Here is a 16,859-nt window from a genome sequence, read left to right as displayed (position 1 = left end):
CGTCGCAGCTCTAGTGCTGCTTGATGACGCCCTGCCAGACCGGGTCCAGGGCAAGGGCCGTGAGCTGCTCGCCGTTGAGGACCGGCGGGCCCGAGTAGAGATCGGTCGCCCCACCCGGGGCGGGGACGGTGCTTGAGGACGCGGTGACCATGCTGCCGTCGGTGCTGTACAGGGTGGCCTGCCAGTCCTGGAGGCCGGCCGCCGCCGCGGGGAGCGTCACCATCAGCAGGCTGCCGTCGGGACGGTGGGTGACCGTGCAGGCGGGCGCCGTACCGCAGTCCGCGGTCGGCTTGTAGTCCGTCGATCCGCTCGGCACGCCGACCACCTGGGTGAGCTCGATGCGGATGGTGCCGGTCCGCGGGCCGTTGGTGATGGTGTGTGCCACACCGATCCGCCATGGCTTCCCCGACCCGGGCTTCGGGCCCGGGTCCTTCCAGGTGGCGAGGATCCGGTAGCCGGCCGGGACCCGCTCGGCCAGCAGATCCGGGACGAGCGCACCGGCCGTGGGCGCGTCGGAGGGCTTGCCCGACGGGCTGGAGTTCGTGGGATCGGTCGACGGCTTACCCGATGACGTGCCGGACGGCTTGCCCGACGGCGTGCCGGACGGCTTGGCGGACGGTGTCCCGGACGGCTTGTCGGACGGCTTGTCGGACGGCTTGGCCGACCCCGACGCGCCGGCCGCCGGTCCGATGCCGACCGTCGGGCTGCCGCCGCCGATGCCGACGGCGAACGCGCCGGCCATCGCGACCGCCGCGACCGCCGCGACCCCGCCCGTCACGACGGCGGCGCGCCGACGCCTGCCGAGCCGGCCGCGGCGCAGCAGCTCCGCCGTCGGCGGCGGTCCGGACGGGGACTGACGGTCCGCCAGCACCTCCAGCGCCTGTGTCAGGTCCTCGTTCTCGTTGATGCTCATGGGCTGACTGCCTCCTGATCCCTGGACCGGCCCTCCGGCCGGTCCTTCGACATGACGGTGCGCAGCCGGGCCAGTGCCCGGAAGTGCTGGCTCTTGACGGTGCCGACCGAGCAGCCGAGGACGGCGGCGGTCTCCTTCTCGGAGAGGTCCTCCAGATGCCGCAGCACCACCACCGCACGCTGCCGGGCGGGCAGCGAGCGCAGGGCGCGGTGGAGTTCGTCCGTCTCGCCGTACTCGTCGCCGGCCGTGCCGGGCCGGTCCGGGAGCTCGGCGGTGAGCGTCTCCCGGCGTCGGCGGCGCCACCAGCTGATGTGGCCGTTGACGAGCATCCGCCGCAGGTACGCGTGCGGATCGTCGGCGACCGCCCGGCGCCAGCGGACGTACAGCTTGACCAGGCAGTCCTGCAGCAGTTCCTCGCCGCGGTTGCGGTCTCCCGCGATCAGCGTGGCCGTCCGCAGGTGCCGGGGCCAGGCGACCGCGACGAAGGCCGCGTAGGCGTCGTCCTCGGTTTCTCGACTCACACCGCACACACGCCCGAGTCGGGGTGAAAGGTTGTCAGCAGTTTTCCGGCGGTCTCCGTTCAGTCGGCGCGGGTCCGCAGCCGTCGTACGGCGAGGATCGCGGTGGCGGCGGTGAGCAGGGCGAACAGGGCGCTCTCCACGGCCTGGAAGGTCCAGTAGCGGGCGGCGGGCTGCTGGGTGATCTCCACGTGGATCCGGTGGTCGGCGAGGCAGCGGGGCAGGTCGGTGAGCGAGCTGTGGTCCATGCAGTCCTGGAACCAGTCGGTGTGTCCGACGGGGGCGCCGGCCTCGTCGAGGATCGCGCTGGTGTCGATCACCCAGGGTCCGCCGGGGACCCGCAGGCCGCCGATGTCGCCGTAGGTGCCGATCTTGCTGAGGTTGGCGACGATCGGCGCGGTGAGCTGCACCCTGGTCCGCTCGGGTGCCTGGTAGTGCGGCCGGACGAAGGCCGGGACGGCCAGTTGCAGGGCGGTGAGCACGGCCAGCGTGGCGGCCATCGCGGGCACGGTGCGGCGCAGGTGGAGGCCGAGGGTGGTGCCGAGGACGGACGCGAAGGCGGTGCAGGCGACGGGTGCGAGCCCGTGCGAGGCGAAGGCGACGGGTTCGAAGCGGGCGCCCTCGACGGCGAGGACGGGGCCGGTGGCCCAGCCGAGCAGCAGCGCGGCGGCGGCGACCGCGAGGGTGCAGCCGCCGGCCACCACGGTGAGCTTGACGGCCAGCCAGCGGCGGCGGGTGATGCTCTGGTTCCACACCAGCCGGTGGGTGCCGGCCTCGAACTCGCGGGCGATCAGCGGGGCGCCGCAGAACACGCCGAGCACGGCGGGCAGCACCAGCAGCAGGTAGCCGAGCAGGTCGGCGCGCAGCCGGTAGCGGTCGGCGAAGGCGCCGAGCGGCCCGGCGCAGTCCCGGCCGGCGCAGTGCGCGAGGACGTCCTGGTGGGCCCGGTGGACGTCGAGGCCGAGCAGCAGCAGGTAGCCGGCCAGCAGGAGCAGCGCGGCCAGGCCGAGCAGGGCCTGGGCGCGGAACTGACGCCAGGTCAGCCAGATCATCGGCGGGTCTCCGGTCGGGTGGTCGGGGCTGCGGGACCGCCCGGCCGGGCGGCGCGGGCCAGGTGGGCGAGGACGAGTTCTTCCAGGTCGGGTGCGGTGACGGCCCACCGGCGGTCGGCGGGCAGCGGCCGTTCGGTGCGGACCAGGGCGGTGGCCGGGCCGTCGGACGGGTCGGTGCGGGCCAGCACGGTGACGTCGGGCGGCAGGGCGTCGAGGTCGGCGGCGCGGCCGGTCACCCGGGTGTGCCGGGCGATCAGCGGCTCGATGTCGTCGTGCAGGTGGACCCGGCCGTGGGCGAGCAGCACCAGGTGGTCGCAGACCCGGGCGACGTCGGGCAGGGCGTGCGAGGAGAGCACGGCGGTGGCGCCGAGTTCGGTGACGGACTCCATCAGGTGGTCGAGGAAGGCGTGCCGGGAGAGCGGGTCGAGGGCGGCGGCGGGTTCGTCGAGGATCAGCAGGTCGGGGCGCTTGGCGGCGGCCACGGTGAGGGCGAGTTGGGCGCGCTGCCCGCCGGACAGCCGGCCGGCCTTCTGCCGGGGGTCCAACTCGGCGCGGGCCAGGCGGCGTTCGGCGAGCGCCCGGTCCCAGCGCGGGTTGAGGCGGGCGCCGAGTCGCAGGTGCTCGGCGACGGTGAGGTCCGGGTAGACGGGGGTGTCCTGGGCGACGTATCCGACCCGGGCGAGGTGGTCGGGGCGGGTGCCGGGCTCGGCGCCGTGCACCCGGATCCGCCCGGAGGTGGGGCCGATCAGTCCGCAGGCGAGCTGCATCAGGGTGGACTTGCCGGCGCCGTTGGGCCCGACCAGGCCGACCACCCGGCCCGCCGGAATGCTCAACTCGACGTCGGCGAGGGCGGTTCGTCGCCCGTACCGCTTGGTGAGCCCGGTGGTCTCCAGCACCGCGGTCACCACTGCCCGTCCTCCGCGTCCTGCTCGGCGCGCCGCGCCCGCCAGGCCCGGACCAGGCGGTACCCGCCCCAGCCGAGGGCGATCAGTACGCCCAACTGCGCGGCCCACCAGGCGTACAGCAGCGGGCTGCGTTCGGTCTTCTCGGCCACCGCGAGCAGCGCGGCACCGGTCGTCGTTGCGGTCATGGCCCCACGTTCCCGCCGGGCGGCAGCGGCCCGCAGCGGCCGAAGGTACGGTCCGGGCGGCAGCGGCGTCGTACTTTCGGCCGGTACGCGGTGGCGGGGGATTCGCCTAGCGTGGCGGCCGTGAGACGAACGTCGATGGTGGGGAACGCGGTGCTGGGGGCGGGATTCGCCCTGGTGCTGCTGGTGATGGCGGCGCAGTACGCGTCGCAGGGCCGGGTGTGGGCGCTGGATGCGGCGACCGGCGCGGTGGTGTGCGCGCTGGCGCTGGGGCGGGAGCGGCATCGCGGGGGCGCCGCGGCCGTGGGGCTGGCGGTGGCCGGTGCGGCGGCGCTGGTGGCGCGGCTGACGGGGCTGCCCGGGGAGCCGGGCGCGGCGGCGGTGGTGGGGCTGCTGGTGCTCGGCGGTTCGGCGGTGCGGACCCTGCCGTGGCGTTCGGCGGTGGCCCTCGGCGTGGCCGGACTGGCCCTGATGACGGCGGGCCTGTTGGCCGCGCAGGCCCCGGCCACCCCGTTCCGGGTCGGCATCGAGGTGTGGGCCCTGGCCTTGGCCGCCGGGCTCGGACTGCGTCTACTGGACCACCGCCGCCGGGCCGCCGCAGAGGCCGCCCGGCAGGACGAACGTCTCGCGCTGGCCCGGGAGTTGCACGACCTGGTGGCGCACCACATCACCGGCGTCGTGGTGCAGGCGCAGGCCGCCCGGATCGTCGCCCGCAAGCGCCCCGAGCAGTTGGACGAGACCCTCGCGGGGATCGAGACGGCGGGCGCCGACGCGCTGTCCGCGATGCGCCGGGTGGTCGGCCTGCTGCGCGCCGGCGACGACACCCCGGGGACGGCGCCCACCGCCCCCGGCGCGGCCGAACTCACCGCCCTGGTCGAGCGGTTCGAGGGCCACGGCCCGGCGGTCCGGCTGCGGCTCCCCGATCGGGACGCGACGCCGTGGCCGCCGGAGGTCGCCACCACTGTGCACCGGATCGTCCAGGAGTCGCTGACCAACGTCGCCCGGCACGCCGCGCACGCCCGCACCGCGGAGGTCGCCGTCGCCCACGCGCCCGGCGCACTGACCGTCACCGTCACCGACGACGCCCCGCCCGCCCCCGCCCGCCACCTGCGCCCCGTCGGATTCGGCCTGCTCGGCATGCGCGAACGCGTCGAGGCCCTCGGCGGCACCTTCACCGCAGGCCCCGGCCCCACCGCGGGCTGGACCGTCCACGCCGAACTGCCGGTACCGGCGGGCGGTGCCCGATGACCGCCCCCGACCTGCCCACCTGCTGCTCGGCACCGGCCCGCACCGCCGCCGCTGCCGCCGGCGCGCCCGGAACCTCGACCACGGTCGCCAATGACCTGCCCGCCCGTACCCAGGACCGGCTGTCCGCCGGATTCGGGATTCTCGGCGGCACCTTCACCGCCGGCCCCGGCCCCACCGCGGGCTGGACCGTCCACGCCGAACTGCCTATGCCGGCGGGCGGTGCCCGGTGACTGCCCCCGACCTGCCCACCTGCTGCTCGGCACCGGCCCGCACCCCGGCCGCAGGCGGTGCCCGGTGACCATTCGCGTGCTGCTCGCCGATGACCAGGCGATGATCCGCGGCGGGCTGCGGCTGATCCTGGAGGACCAGGAGGACATCACCGTGGTCGGCGAGGCCGCCGACGGGCCCTCGGCGGTCGAACTCGCCCGGCGGCTGCGCCCCGACGTCTGCCTGGTCGACATCCGGATGCCCGGCCTGGACGGCATCGACGTCACCCGGGCGCTGGCCGGCCCCGGTGTCGCCGACCCGCTGCGGGTGGTCGTCGTCACCACCTTCGACCTCGACGAGTACGTGCACGGCGCGCTCCGGGCCGGCGCGGTCGGCTTCGTCCTCAAGGGCGCCGCGCCCGCCCTGCTGATCGAGGCGGTCCGCGCCGCGCACGCCGGCGACGCGCTGATCTCGCCGTCCCTCACCCTCCGGCTGCTGCGCGGCCTCGCCCCCGCGCCCGCCCCGGCGGCCGTTCCGCCCGACCGCCCGCTCTCCGCCCGGGAGACCGAGGTGGTCCGCGCCATCGCCCGGGGCCGCACCAACCAGGAGATCGCCGCCGACCTGTTCATCACGCTCAGCACCGTGAAGAGCCACCTGACGGCTGTTCAGCAGAAGCTCGGCGCCCGCAACCGGGTCGAGATCGCCGCCTGGGCCTGGCAGCACCGGCTGGTGGACCGCCCCTGACCCGCTCCGGGGCCCGACCTCGGGGGCGGCTCAGGGTCCGTCCCGGATGCCTCGCGCGGCACCCGGACGACAGACTTCCGTACGTCAACGGGCACGGCAGCAACGAGGGTTGAGGAGTACGGGGGATGCGCGTGAAGACCATGGGACGCGGGCTGGCGGGGACGGCCGCGATCGGCGCACTGGTGGTGGCGCTCACCGCCGGGACGGCCGCGGCCGCGCCCGCCGCCGGTGCGACGCCGCCGAACGCGGCCGCGCTGCGCGCCTCCATCACGGGCCTGCCGACCGATCAGCTCACCAGCGCCGTCGTGCTGGTGGACGGCAACGGCGGCCGCTGGTCGGGCACCTCCGGGGTCGGCGACCCGGCCACCGGGCGGCCGGTGAAGGCCGACGGGGAGTTCCGGATCGGCAGCATCTCCAAGGTGTTCACCGCCACCGTGCTCCTCCAGCTGGCCGCCGAGCACCGCGTCGACCTGGACGGCACCGTGCAGCAGTACCTGCCCGGCACCCTGCCGAAGGGCTACCCGGACGTCACCGTGCGGCAGTTGCTCAACCACACCAGCGGCCTGCCGACCGGCCAGGGGCAGTTCCCCGACGACGGCACCCCGGAGTGGTTCGCCGCCCACGCGAGCGACGGCTTCACCCCGCAGGAGGTGGTCAGGCGGGTCATGGCCAACCCGAAGCAGTTCGACCCGGGCACCGCCCAGCAGTACAACGGCGTCAACTACTACCTGGCGGGCCTGGTGATCGAGCAGGTCACCGGCCACACCTTCGCCCAGGAGCTGGGCGCCCGGATCGTGCGCCCGCTCGGCCTGCACCACACCTCGGCGCCCGCCGCCGACGACACCGCGCTGCCGAACCCGAGCGCGCACGCCGTCCTCACCGTCACCCGCCCGGACGGCAGCACCGGCCTGGCGGACGTCACCCGGCAGAGCCCCTGGCCGTGGGCCGAGGGCGGCATGATCTCCACCGCGCCCGACCTGGACCGCTTCATGTCCGCGCTGCTGCACGGCAGGCTGCTGCCGCCCGCCCAGCAGGCCGAACTGTTCGCCGTCCCCGACGTCCCGAACATCCAGAACGACCACTGCGACATCGGCCCCACCGCCGGCCGGGCCTGCTTCAGCACCGGCCTGATGCGCTTCTCCCCCGCCCCCGGCGTCGAGTTCTGGGGCAAGACCGGCAGCCGCCCCGGGTACACCAGCGCCGTCTTCGCCACCCGCGACGGCTCGCGCGAGCTGGTCTACTCCTTCACCCCGACGTCCCGCGCGGGCGCCCCGTTCTCCGCCCAGTACCGGGTCGCCGCCGCCGCGTTCGACCTGCCGGCCCTCTGACACCGGCACGCGGAGGGGCCCGCACCGCGCGTCGCGGTGCGGGCCCCTCGCCGTGGCGTCAGCTCGCGGCGAGCAGCTCCAGGCTGTCGATGACCCGGTGCGAGAAGCCCCACTCGTTGTCGTACCAGGCGACCACCTTGACGTGGCGGCCGTCGACCCGGGTGAGCTCCGAGTCGAAGATCGACGACGCCGGGTTGCCGACGATGTCGGAGGAGACCAGCGGGTCCTCGGAGTACTCCAGCACGCCCGCGAGCTTGCCGCCGGCGGCCTCGCGGTAGGCGGCGAGCACCTCCTCGCGGGTGACGTCGCGGGAGACGGTGGTGTTCAGCTCGACGATCGAGCCGACCGGGATGGGCACCCGGATCGAGTCGCCGGACAGCTTGCCGTCCAGCTGCGGCAGCACCAGGCCGATCGCCTTCGCGGCGCCGGTGGTGGTCGGCACGATGTTGACGCCGGCGGCGCGGGCCCGGCGCGGGTCGCGGTGCGGGCCGTCCTGGAGGTTCTGCTCCTGGGTGTAGGCGTGCACGGTGGTCATGAACCCGTGCTCGATGCCGGCCAGTTCGTCGAGGACGGCGGCCAGCGGGGCCAGCGCGTTGGTGGTGCAGGACGCGTTGGAGACGATGGTGTGCGCGGCCGGGTCGTACGCCTCGGTGTTGACGCCGTAGGCCAGGGTGACGTCGGCGCCGTCGGACGGCGCGGACACCAGGACCTTCTTCGCACCCGCGGCCAGGTGGGCCCGGGCGGCCTCGGCGGAGGTGAACCGGCCGGTGGCCTCCAGCACGATGTCCACGCCGAGGTCGGCCCACGGCAGGTCGGCGGGGTTGCGCTCGGCGAGCACCTTGATCCGGCGGCCGTCCACCACCAGGACGTCGCCCTCGACGGTCACCGGGCGGCCGAGCCGGCCCGAGGTGGTGTCGTAGGCCAGCAGCCGGCCGAGCGCGGTCGGCTCGGTCAGGTCGTTGACGGCGACGACCTCCAGCTTGCTGTCGCGCTCCAGCAGGGCGCGCAGCACGTTGCGGCCGATGCGGCCGAATCCGTTGATGGCGATGCGGGTCATGGAAGGTGCCCTTCTGTGCGCTGGGTGAACTCCTCCACTTTCGCTCGCCGGACCGGCCGATGGCAGTGGCGTCCGCGCCATGGTTCGCAAGGATCGTGCCAATGCCCGGAGGCGACGGGAAAACGCTTTCCCGATCGGCCTGGAAAACGCTTTCCCGCCTACTGGCGAGAAGCGCTCTCACTCCCCCTTGGCGAAGGTCCGCCGGTACTCGCTCGGCGTGGTCCCGAGGATCTGCTGGAAGTGCGTGCGCAGGTTGGCGCCGGTGCCGAGGCCGGTGGCGGCGGCGATCTGCTCCACCCCCTGCTCGGAGCGTTCCAGCAGCTCGCGGGCCAGGTCGACGCGGGCCCGCAGCACCCACTGCATCGGCGTGTACCCGGTGTCCTCGACGAACCGCCGGGAGAAGGTGCGCGGCGAGACCGCCGCGTGCCGGGCCAGCGTCCGCACCGTGAGCGGCTCGTCCAGCCGGTGCAGCGCCCACTCGCGGGTGGCGGCGAACCGCTCGCCGATCGGCTCGGGCACGCTGCGCGGCACGTACTGCGCCTGGCCGCCGCTGCGGTACGGCGCGGCCACCAGCCGCCGCGCGGTGTGGTTGGACGCGGCCACCCCGAGGTCGCGGCGCAGCATGTGCAGGCACAGGTCGATGCCGGACGCCGCGCCCGCCGAGGTGAGCACGCTGCCCTCGTCCACGAACAGCACGTTCTCGTCGACCCGCACCCGCGGGTACTTCGCGGCCAGCGCCCGGGTGTAGTGCCAGTGCGTGGTGGCCCGGCGGCCGTCCAGCAGGCCGGTGGCGGCCAGCGCGAACGCCCCGGTGGAGATCGCCGCCAGCCGGGCCCCGCGGGCGTGCGCCGCGCACAGCGCCTCGACCACGGCGGCCGGCGGGTCGTCCCGGTCGGGGTGGCGGTAGCCGGGCACGAACACCGACTCCGCCCACTCCAGCGCCTCCAGCCCGTGCGCCACGTGGTACGACAGCCCGTCCCCGCCCGCCACCAGCCCGGGCGCCGCCCCGCACACCCGCACCTCGTAGGGCATGCTCGCGCGGGTCGAGAACACCTGCGCCGGGATCCCGACGTCGAGCGGTTTCGCACCGTCCAGGACCAGCACGGCCACCCGGCGCAGACGAGGAGCAGACATCCCTTCACCCTAGGCGGCCGTCGCCGGAGCCGACCGCAGCGGTGGTCCCCGACGTCCGCTCAGTCGGCGATGCCGAGGACCTGTCGGATCGTCCCGGGGTCGTCGAGGCTGCGCAGCATGCAGTGTGCGACGTCGGCCCGGGAGACGCTGCCGCCGCCGCGCACGTTCCGTCCGTGGGCGGTCCGGTAGTCGCGGGTGAGGGCCTTGTCGGTGAGCCGGGGCGGGCGGACCACCGTCCAGTCCAGGGTGCTGGCGCGCACCGCGTCCTCCATCCGGGCCAGGTCGGCGTAGTGGGCGCGCAGCACTCGTTTCACCAGCGGTGTCAGCAGGTACCGCAGCACCGGGCCCTCGCCGGGGTCGTGGCGCGGCGGGTGCGGCCGGTCGGGGGACGGCACGGTGCCGACCGGCGCGGCGCTGACCACCACCAGCCGCCGGACGCCGGTCTGCCGCATCGCGCCGATGACGGCGCGGGTGCCGTGCTCGGCCACTCCGATCCCGGCCTTGCCGACCGCGCCCAGCCCGGACAGCACCGCGTCCGCGCCCTCCACCGCCGCCCGCAGTTCGGCCGGCCCGGCGGTCGCCAGGTCGGCCTGCACCACCCGTGCCCAGGGCTGTTCGCCCAGTTTGGCGGGGTTGCGCACCACCGCGGTGACGTCGTGCCCGCGTTCCAGCGCCTGGTCGAGCAGGTGCCGGCCGATGCCGCCGGTGGCGGCCAGTACGGTCAGTTTCATCGCGCCCCTCATTCTCTTCTCCACGACCTCGAAGCCATCCCCGTAAGGATTCTGACGTTTCGTCAGTTCGGATCGCTCCGAGGCGGGAGCGCGAGGCGTTCCCGGCGCGAACGCCGAGGGCCCGCCCGGCCGACCGATCGTCGACCGCGCGGGCCCGGTGGAGTTCGGTGCTCAGCCCATGCTCTTCGCCCCGTCGATGGCCTCTCGGATGATGTCGGCGTGCCCGGCGTGGTGGGTGGTCTCGGCGATGATGCCCAGCAGGGCGCGGCGGACCGACCGGATCTCGGGGTTGAGGTCCCAGGGGGCCGGGGGCAGCTGGTAGCCGGTGTTCAGGTCGGCGTCGGTGAGGCCCGCCACCAGCTGGTCGGTGGCGGCGGCCACGGCCTCGTACGCGGCCAGCACGCCGGCCAGCGTCTCGCCGGGGAGCAGGCGGAACTCCTCGGCGCGGCGCCGGTAGTCGGCCTCGGTGAAGTTCATGAAGTCCGGCAGCGCGGCCGGGCCGAACTCGACGAACGCCGCCCAGACCCGCTCCGTCACGGTGACGTGCTTGATCAGGCCGCCGAGGCACAGCTCGCTGACGGTGGTTCGGCGCCCGGCCTGCTCGTCGTCCATGCCCTCGGTGGTCAGCCGCATGAAGTACCGGGCCTGGCGCAGGGCTGCCAGCAGATCGGCCCGCTCACCGGTCGGCCGCTCGTCCGTGATGGTGGTGGAGTACTCGCCGACGGGGGTCTCGGTGGTCATCGTCTCGCCTCTCTGGCACGTCAACATCGGTTCCCTGCAAGCGAGTTCCGCACCATTTCGCGGTGTCTCCCTCGCTCGTGCTCCACACTAGGAGCCATTGCGGTCAGTTTCCGGCCGCAATCGAAAGGAGGATCTGAGCATGGCCGACACCAGTGCCCGCACCCTGCGGCTGCTCACCCTGCTCCAGTCCCACCGCTACTGGCCCGGCGGGGAGCTCTCCGCCCGGCTGGGCGTCTCCGCCCGCACGCTGCGGCGCGACGTCGACCGGCTGCGCGAGCTCGGCTACCCGGTGGAGGCCCGGCGCGGCGTGGACGGCGGCTACCAGCTCGCCGCGGGCGCCGCGCTGCCGCCGCTGGTGATCGACGACGAGGAGGCGGTGGCGCTGGCCGTCGGGCTGCAGGCGGCGGCCGACGGCGCGGTCGAGGGCCTCGCGGAGGCGTCGGTGCGGGCGCTGGCGAAGGTGGTGCAGGTGATGCCGGCCCGGCTGCGCCGCCGGGTGGAGGCGCTGCGCACCGTCACGGTGCCGGCCGCCTGGCCGGGCCGGGGCGGCGGCGAGGCCCGGATCGACCCGGACGCCCTCACTGCCGTCGCGCTGGCCTGCCGCGACACCGAGCGGCTGCGTTTCCGGTACGGCACCGCGGACGGCCGGGCCGGCGAGCGCCACACCGAGCCGCACCACCTGGTCCGGCTGGGACGGCGCTGGTACCTGGTGGCGTACGACCTCACCCGGCAGGACTGGCGGACGTTCCGGCTGGACCGGCTGGAGGCGCCCGTCCCGACCGGCGCCCACTTCCGGCCGCGCCCGCTCCCGGCCGCCGACGCCGCCGAGTTCGTCCGGGCGGGCCTGACCGGCCAGGCCCGCCAGTACCGGGTCGAGGTGCTGGCCGCCGCCCCCGCGGGGACGGTCCGGCAGCGGATCGGCAGTTGGGCCCAGGTCGAGGAGGTGGCCGAGGGCCGCTGCCGGATCGTGATGAGCACCGAGTCGCTGGACTGGCCCGCGATGGCGATCGGCTCGCTGGACGTCGACTTCCAGGTGGTCTCCCCGCCCGAGCTCACCGAGCTGATGGCCGCCTGGGGCGAACGCTTCACCCGCTGCGCCGTGCCCAACGGGCGGGCAGAATCGGCGTCGTGACGACTCAGCAGCTGCTCACCCCGGCCGAGGCCGCCGAACGCTCGGGCTTCAGCCTCGACACCCTGCGCTACTACGAGCGGATCGGCCTGCTCACCGCCATCACCCGCGCCACCAGCGGGCACCGCCGCTTCACCCCGGACGACCTGGCCTGGCTGGGCGTCCTGCGCTGCCTGCGCGACACCGGCATGCCGATCGCCGACATGCGCCGCTACGCCGAACTCGCCCGGGTCGAGGGCCCGGGCAGCCTCCGCGACCGGATCGCCCTGCTGGAACGGCACGACGCCGCCGTCGACGAGCAGATCGCCCTGCTGGAGCGCCAACGCACCCACCTGCGCGACAAGATCGCCTACTACCGGGAAGTCCTGGACGGCGGCTGACGACCGCGGTTCGACGGCGCCTCAGCCCATGGTGCGCTGCCCGTCCAGGGTCTCGCGGAGGATGTCGGCGTGCCCGGCGTGCTGGGTGATCTCCGCGAGGATGTGCAGCAGGACCCGGCGCACGCTCCACACCGCGCCGGGTTCGAACCAGGGCGCGGACGGCAGGGCGTGCTCGCCGTCCAGGTCGAGGGTGGCGACCAGGCCGTCGGTGTGTTCGGCGACCGCCCGGTAGCGCTCCAGCAGGACGTCCAGGCTCTCGCCGGGCAGCATCCGGAACTGGTCGGCCCAGGCCTGGGCGTCGGACGGCGCGCCCGCGGAGCGCATCGCCTCCGCGCCGCCGAGCGCGAACCGCGTCCAGCGTTCCTCGATCCCGGCGACGTGCTTGATCAGCCCGCCGAGGGTGAGTTCGCTGACGGTCAGGCGCTGCCGGGCCTGGTCGTCCGTCAGGCCGCGCACGGTGTAGCGCAGGAAGCCGCGGTGCCGGTCGAGCGCGGCCAGCAGGTCGGCGCGTTCGCCGGTGAGGTCGGGGAGCGGGGTGACCATCGGTTCAGGCCACCTCCACGGTGGCCGGCGGCTCGCCCTCGGCGGCGGACGGGTCGATCAGCGAGAACGCCGCGCCCTGCGGGTCGACGAAGGACGCGAAGCGTCCGAACGGGGTGGTGATCGGTCCGAACACCAGCCGTCCGCCGGCCTCGGCGACCCGGGCGACCGCGGCGTCGCAGCCGTCGACCACGAAGTACACGCTGATGAACGACGGTACCTGCGTGGGCACTTCGGGCGTCATGGCCATCGAGCCGAGGACCGGCGTGTCGCCGATGCTGAAGACCCGGTAGTCGACGTTCGTGTCGGCGACCTTCCGCACCCCGTAGGAGAAGACCTTCGGGAAGAAGGTGTTGGCGGCGGCCGGGTCGCGGGTGAACACCTCCGCCCAGCCGTAGCTGCCGGGCGCGTCGCGCAGCGCGAAGCCGGTGTGCTCGCCGCCCTGCCAGATGCCGAACACCACGCCGCCCGGGTCCTTGGCGAGCGCCATCGAGCCGAACGTGCCGACCTTCATCGGCTCCAGCAGCAGGGTGCCGCCGGCCGCCCGGATCCGCTCCGCGGTGGCCTCGACGTCGACCGAGGCCAGGTAGAGCACCCAGGCGGACTGCCCGGGGCCCTGGCCGGGCATCGGCGGCACGATCGCGGCCACCGCCCGGCCGTCCCGGTACGCCTGCGTGTAGTTGCCGTACTCGGTCGAGGATTCGCCGAACGTCCAGCCCAGCACTGAGCCGTAGAAGCTCTTGGCGCCCTCCAGGTCGGTGAACATCGCGTCCGCCCAGACCGGGGTGCCTTCGGGTTGCGCAGCCATGGTGCCTCTCGCTCCGCTGTCGGGGATCGGGGATCCGCGGCCCGGCGAAGGGCCCGGCCGCGGGCAGAACCACCTGCGTTGCCACGCTAACCAGCGAGGTCACGGGTTTCCCGGCGGCGCGCGCGACCACCACCCGACGGGCCGTCAGCAGCCGGGCGGACCAACGGAGAAACGGGGTTCGAACGCCTGTTACGGGGCGGTGACAGCGCTCGCACGGGCCGGGGTCATCCGACTGCGAATCTATTGAACGTCGCCCGAACGGCAGCGCAGCAGAGCGCGGAACGGACCGGGCGGAAACCATCGTCGAGCACTGTTTCCAGGGGGAATCATCCATGTCCGCGCGCGCCCGCCTCCGCCGTTCCGCCGCTGTCGCCTTCGTCTCCGCGGTCACCGCCGGCTCCGCTCTGCTGCTGACCGCCTGCGACCCGTCGGCCGACGCCAACGCCGCGAAGTCCGGCAGCGCCACGCCGAGCGCCGCGACCGGCTCCCCCTCCGCGCCCGCCTCCGCCGCGCCCTCGGCGTCCGCGTCCGCGTCGACCACCGCCTCCCCGTCCGCGCCGGCCTCGCCGAGCAGCTCCGCCTCCGCGCCGGCCGACCGGCCCTCCGCCACCCCGACGAAGGCCGCGCTGAACCTCACCAAGGGCACCGGGCTGACCATCAGCAACGGCACCCGCTACGTGGTGATGGACGGCAAGGTCGTCGACTTCGGCACCGTGGTCCGCGACCTCGCGTGGTCCCCCGACGGCAAGCACGCCGCGTTCATCGACGGCAACGGCAACCTGGAGACCGCCGACCCGGACGGCAGCCACAAGGTCCTGGTCGCCAAGGCCCCCTCGGGCGTCACCTGGTCGCACCCGACCTGGCAGGTGTTCACGCCCACCGCCAACGAGTCCCTGAGTGACCTCAAGGCCAAGAACAACCTGCTGTTCACCGCGGACGACCACGGCGCGCTGCGCCTGTTCGGCGTCCCCGCGCAGGCCGGCGCCACCCCGGCGCCGCTCCGCCTGGGCACCTTCAGCGACGACAACGTCAAGCCGCTGCCGGAGACCGGCAACCAGTGGCTGAACGCCGGCGGCCGGTTCGGCAGCGCTGCCTACGCCAACAAGGACGACGGCCAGGTGTACCTCCGCGACGAGTACCTGCGCCAGCAGGGCGCGGCCGTCTCCAAGGGCTCGCAGCCCGACCTGTCCGACGAGGGCGACCTGGTGTTCGTCCGGTCCGTCGGCGGCCACGACCACCTGTTCACCAAGACCGGCGGCTACAACGGCCCGGAGCGCGACATCACGCCGAAGGCCACCGTCGACTACACCGAGCCGACCTTCTCCCCGGACGGCGCGACCATCGCCTTCCGCGCCCCCGACGGCATCTACACCATGCCCGCCAAGGGCGGCACCCCGAAGAAGGTCAGCGACACCGTGGGCCTGCCCGCGTTCCGCGGCTGACACCCGTCCGGCCCGGTCCGCGCACTCGCGGGCCGGGCCCCGCAACTGACGCGTCGACACCGCCAACAGCCCTGGGACGCAAGGATGTTGGCGATTGCTGACAGGATGTGTACGAGGCGCATGCCATCATGGCGGCGGCCCGGTCACCGACCGGTCCGCCGCACGTAGATCTGTTCCATGGGGGAATCTTCGATGAGCGAACGCATCCGTCTGCGCCGGTCCGCCGCGGCCCTGCTGGTGGCCGCCGTCACCACCGGCTCGGCCCTGCTGCTGACCGCCTGCGACCCGGAGGGCGACACCAGCGCGACTACCGCTCCCAGCAAGGCCGTTGACAGCCCGTCCGCGGCCGAACCGTCCGGCCCGGCCGGCGGCTCGCCCGCCCCGGCCGGCGGCAAGCTGAACAAGACCGCCGGCACCAAGGTCACCGTCAGCACCGGCACCAACACCGTGCTGATGGACGGCAAGTCCGTCGACTTCGGCACCGTGGTCCGCGACCTGGCCTGGTCCCCGGACGGCAAGCACGCCGCGTTCATCGACGGCGCGGGCAACCTGGAGACCTCCGACCCGGACGGCAGCCACAAGACCGTCATCGCCAAGGCCCCGTCCGGCGAGACCTGGTCCCACCCGACCTGGCAGGTGTACGGCCCGGACGAGCCGCACGGCGCCGGCACCTACCTGCTGTTCACCGCCGACGACAAGAAGGCGCTGAAGCTGCTGTCCGTCGAGGCGAAGGCGGGCGCCAAGCCGGATGCGCTGCACGTCGGCGACTCCGAGGCCGAGAAGCCGCTCCCGGACGTCGGCAACCTGTGGCCGAACTCGGCCGGCAAGGCCGGCGCGACGGTGTACGCCAACAAGAACGACGGCCAGGTGTACTTCCACGACGTGATCGCCCGCACCAACGGCGGTGTGATCACCAAGGGTTCGCAGCCCGCGCTGGCCGACGACGGCACGGTGGTGTTCGTCCGCTCGGTCAGCGGCCACGCCCACATCTTCGCCAAGGCGCACGAGCAGGGCGCCAAGGAGGTCGACCTGACGCCGGACGCCTCGGTGGACTACACCGAGCCGGTGATCTCGCACGACGGCAAGAACATCGCGTTCCGCGGCCCGGACGGCATCTACACCATGCCCGCCAAGGGCGGTAAGCCCGACCGGATCACCGACACGGTCGGGCTGCCCGCCTACCGCTCCTGAGCCAGGCGGGCCAACTCCTGCTGGAGGTTGGGGAGTTGCTGCTCGGCGAGGTCGTGCGGCAGCCACTCCACCGGGTCGATGAAGCGGAACAGCACCCGGCTCGGAGTGATCGCGAACTCGTAGTCCTCGAAGCCCACCACGGCGCCCAGCTCACCCCGGGCGGCGCCGCGCACCACGTGCGCGGTCAGGTCGTCCGGGGCGTCCTGCTGATCGGCCGTCACCTGACGGCGGGCGTTCGGGCGGCCCAGGTACGGGCAGACCATCGTCGCGTACAGCATGCACGCCCGGTGGCCGGGGGCCTCCATGGTGGGCGCCAGGTTCCGGTACGGCCGGCCGGCCGCCAGCGCCTCGCCGATCGCGGCCGCCTCCTCTCCGCCGACCACCCGCCACACCGGGCCGCGCGGCATCAGCGTGTTGCACACCGAGCACAGCCGCTCCCGGGCGCAGGCGGCGGACCGCTCGTAGTCGGTCAGCCCGAACTGCGGGTGGCCGCCCTCCCACGGGGTGATCGCGGGCACCGGGTAGCCGCGCTCGTCACGCGGGCGGACGGCCACGGCGGGCGGCTTGGGCACGGAGTCGAAGCGCATGCCCCATGCCTATCACGCCCGA

The 16,859-nt window shown here is 74.3% G+C and carries 20 protein-coding genes; 8 read left to right on the top strand and 12 right to left on the bottom strand.

The window, feature by feature from the left end:
• Positions 1–10: 10 nt before the first annotated feature.
• The 5 genes from CG736_RS29620 to CG736_RS29600 are packed head-to-tail and all read right to left on the bottom strand — an operon-like array spanning position 11 to position 3,573.
• The gene (locus tag CG736_RS29620; RefSeq protein WP_100589204.1) at positions 11–913 is read right to left on the bottom strand and encodes a hypothetical protein; all 903 of its coding nucleotides are present in this window, start codon (positions 911–913) and stop codon (positions 11–13) included.
• Positions 910–1,434, bottom strand: a complete 525-nt coding sequence (locus tag CG736_RS29615) for a SigE family RNA polymerase sigma factor (protein ID WP_100589246.1) — start codon at positions 1,432–1,434, stop codon at positions 910–912. Before CG736_RS29615 ends, CG736_RS29620 begins: the two co-directional genes overlap by 4 nt.
• 59 nt (positions 1,435–1,493) lie before the next feature.
• Positions 1,494–2,483, bottom strand: a complete 990-nt coding sequence (locus CG736_RS29610; protein WP_100589203.1) for a transmembrane transport protein — start codon at positions 2,481–2,483, stop codon at positions 1,494–1,496.
• A complete protein-coding gene (locus tag CG736_RS29605) occupies positions 2,480–3,388 on the bottom strand; it encodes an ABC transporter ATP-binding protein (RefSeq protein WP_100589245.1) in 909 nt (302 codons plus the stop codon). The genes CG736_RS29610 and CG736_RS29605 overlap by 4 nt, the downstream gene beginning before the upstream one ends.
• Complete coding sequence (locus CG736_RS29600) at positions 3,385–3,573, bottom strand: hypothetical protein (protein ID WP_043915176.1); 189 nt, start codon at positions 3,571–3,573, stop codon at positions 3,385–3,387. Before CG736_RS29600 ends, CG736_RS29605 begins: the two co-directional genes overlap by 4 nt.
• Positions 3,574–3,693: 120 nt before the next feature.
• Here CG736_RS29600 and CG736_RS29595 point away from each other — a divergent pair, with 120 nt between their 5' ends.
• From CG736_RS29595 to CG736_RS29580, 4 genes are all read left to right on the top strand, one after another.
• Positions 3,694–4,818 carry a sensor histidine kinase gene (locus tag CG736_RS29595; RefSeq protein ID WP_198520651.1) on the top strand — a complete coding sequence of 375 codons (1,125 nt, stop codon included), beginning with the start codon at positions 3,694–3,696 and terminating at the stop codon, positions 4,816–4,818.
• Positions 4,815–5,048: a hypothetical protein gene (locus tag CG736_RS38125; RefSeq protein WP_100589201.1), complete on the top strand. Its 234-nt coding sequence runs from the start codon at positions 4,815–4,817 to the stop codon at positions 5,046–5,048. Before CG736_RS29595 ends, CG736_RS38125 begins: the two co-directional genes overlap by 4 nt.
• A gap of 64 nt (positions 5,049–5,112) precedes the next feature.
• Complete coding sequence (locus tag CG736_RS29585) at positions 5,113–5,769, top strand: response regulator transcription factor (RefSeq protein ID WP_100589244.1); 657 nt, start codon at positions 5,113–5,115, stop codon at positions 5,767–5,769.
• Between the two features lie 125 nt (positions 5,770–5,894).
• Complete coding sequence (locus tag CG736_RS29580) at positions 5,895–7,097, top strand: serine hydrolase (protein WP_100589200.1); 1,203 nt, start codon at positions 5,895–5,897, stop codon at positions 7,095–7,097.
• Between the two features lie 58 nt (positions 7,098–7,155).
• Here CG736_RS29580 and gap read toward each other — a convergent pair whose 3' ends face one another.
• The 4 genes from gap to CG736_RS29560 all read right to left on the bottom strand — a co-directional run bounded on the left by gap (position 7,156) and on the right by CG736_RS29560 (position 10,760).
• Positions 7,156–8,154, bottom strand: a complete 999-nt coding sequence (gene gap / locus CG736_RS29575) for a type I glyceraldehyde-3-phosphate dehydrogenase (RefSeq protein ID WP_043915181.1) — start codon at positions 8,152–8,154, stop codon at positions 7,156–7,158.
• 177 nt (positions 8,155–8,331) lie between these two features.
• On the bottom strand, positions 8,332–9,288 hold the full coding sequence (locus CG736_RS29570) for a GlxA family transcriptional regulator (RefSeq protein WP_100589199.1): 957 nt from the start codon (positions 9,286–9,288) through the stop codon (positions 8,332–8,334).
• A 59-nt stretch (positions 9,289–9,347) separates the two neighbouring features.
• Complete coding sequence (locus CG736_RS29565; protein ID WP_100589198.1) at positions 9,348–10,019, bottom strand: NAD(P)-dependent oxidoreductase; 672 nt, start codon at positions 10,017–10,019, stop codon at positions 9,348–9,350.
• A 171-nt stretch (positions 10,020–10,190) separates the two neighbouring features.
• Positions 10,191–10,760, bottom strand: coding sequence for a DinB family protein (locus CG736_RS29560; protein WP_232734261.1), 570 nt, complete (start codon positions 10,758–10,760; stop codon positions 10,191–10,193).
• A gap of 139 nt (positions 10,761–10,899) precedes the next feature.
• On the opposite strand from CG736_RS29560, the gene CG736_RS29555 reads away from it, so the two are divergent.
• Positions 10,900–11,892, top strand: coding sequence for a YafY family protein (locus tag CG736_RS29555; protein ID WP_100589196.1), 993 nt, complete (start codon positions 10,900–10,902; stop codon positions 11,890–11,892).
• The gene (locus tag CG736_RS29550; RefSeq protein ID WP_100589195.1) at positions 11,889–12,269 is read left to right on the top strand and encodes a MerR family transcriptional regulator; all 381 of its coding nucleotides are present in this window, start codon (positions 11,889–11,891) and stop codon (positions 12,267–12,269) included. Before CG736_RS29555 ends, CG736_RS29550 begins: the two co-directional genes overlap by 4 nt.
• A gap of 21 nt (positions 12,270–12,290) precedes the next feature.
• On the opposite strand, the gene CG736_RS29545 is transcribed toward CG736_RS29550, so the two are convergent.
• Entirely contained in the window at positions 12,291–12,812 is a 522-nt protein-coding gene (locus tag CG736_RS29545) for a DinB family protein (protein ID WP_100589194.1), read from the bottom strand.
• Between the two features lie 4 nt (positions 12,813–12,816).
• A complete protein-coding gene (locus tag CG736_RS29540; protein WP_100589193.1) occupies positions 12,817–13,617 on the bottom strand; it encodes a VOC family protein in 801 nt (266 codons plus the stop codon).
• Between the two features lie 332 nt (positions 13,618–13,949).
• On the opposite strand from CG736_RS29540, the gene CG736_RS29535 reads away from it, so the two are divergent.
• Both CG736_RS29535 and CG736_RS29530 read left to right on the top strand, forming a co-directional pair.
• On the top strand, positions 13,950–15,059 hold the full coding sequence (locus tag CG736_RS29535) for a PD40 domain-containing protein (protein ID WP_100589192.1): 1,110 nt from the start codon (positions 13,950–13,952) through the stop codon (positions 15,057–15,059).
• 192 nt (positions 15,060–15,251) lie between these two features.
• Positions 15,252–16,250 carry a PD40 domain-containing protein gene (locus tag CG736_RS29530; protein ID WP_100589191.1) on the top strand — a complete coding sequence of 333 codons (999 nt, stop codon included), beginning with the start codon at positions 15,252–15,254 and terminating at the stop codon, positions 16,248–16,250.
• Here CG736_RS29530 and CG736_RS29525 read toward each other — a convergent pair.
• A complete protein-coding gene (locus tag CG736_RS29525; protein ID WP_100589190.1) occupies positions 16,238–16,837 on the bottom strand; it encodes a hypothetical protein in 600 nt (199 codons plus the stop codon). The genes CG736_RS29530 and CG736_RS29525 overlap by 13 nt on opposite strands.
• Positions 16,838–16,859: the final 22 nt, after the last annotated feature.

The organism is Kitasatospora sp. CB02891 (genome assembly GCF_002803145.1).
In the GTDB taxonomy this organism is placed as follows: Bacteria; Actinomycetota; Actinomycetes; order Streptomycetales; family Streptomycetaceae; genus Kitasatospora; species Kitasatospora griseola.
Note: the sequence above shows the minus strand (reverse complement) of the source record. Positions and strands in the feature narration are given on the sequence as shown.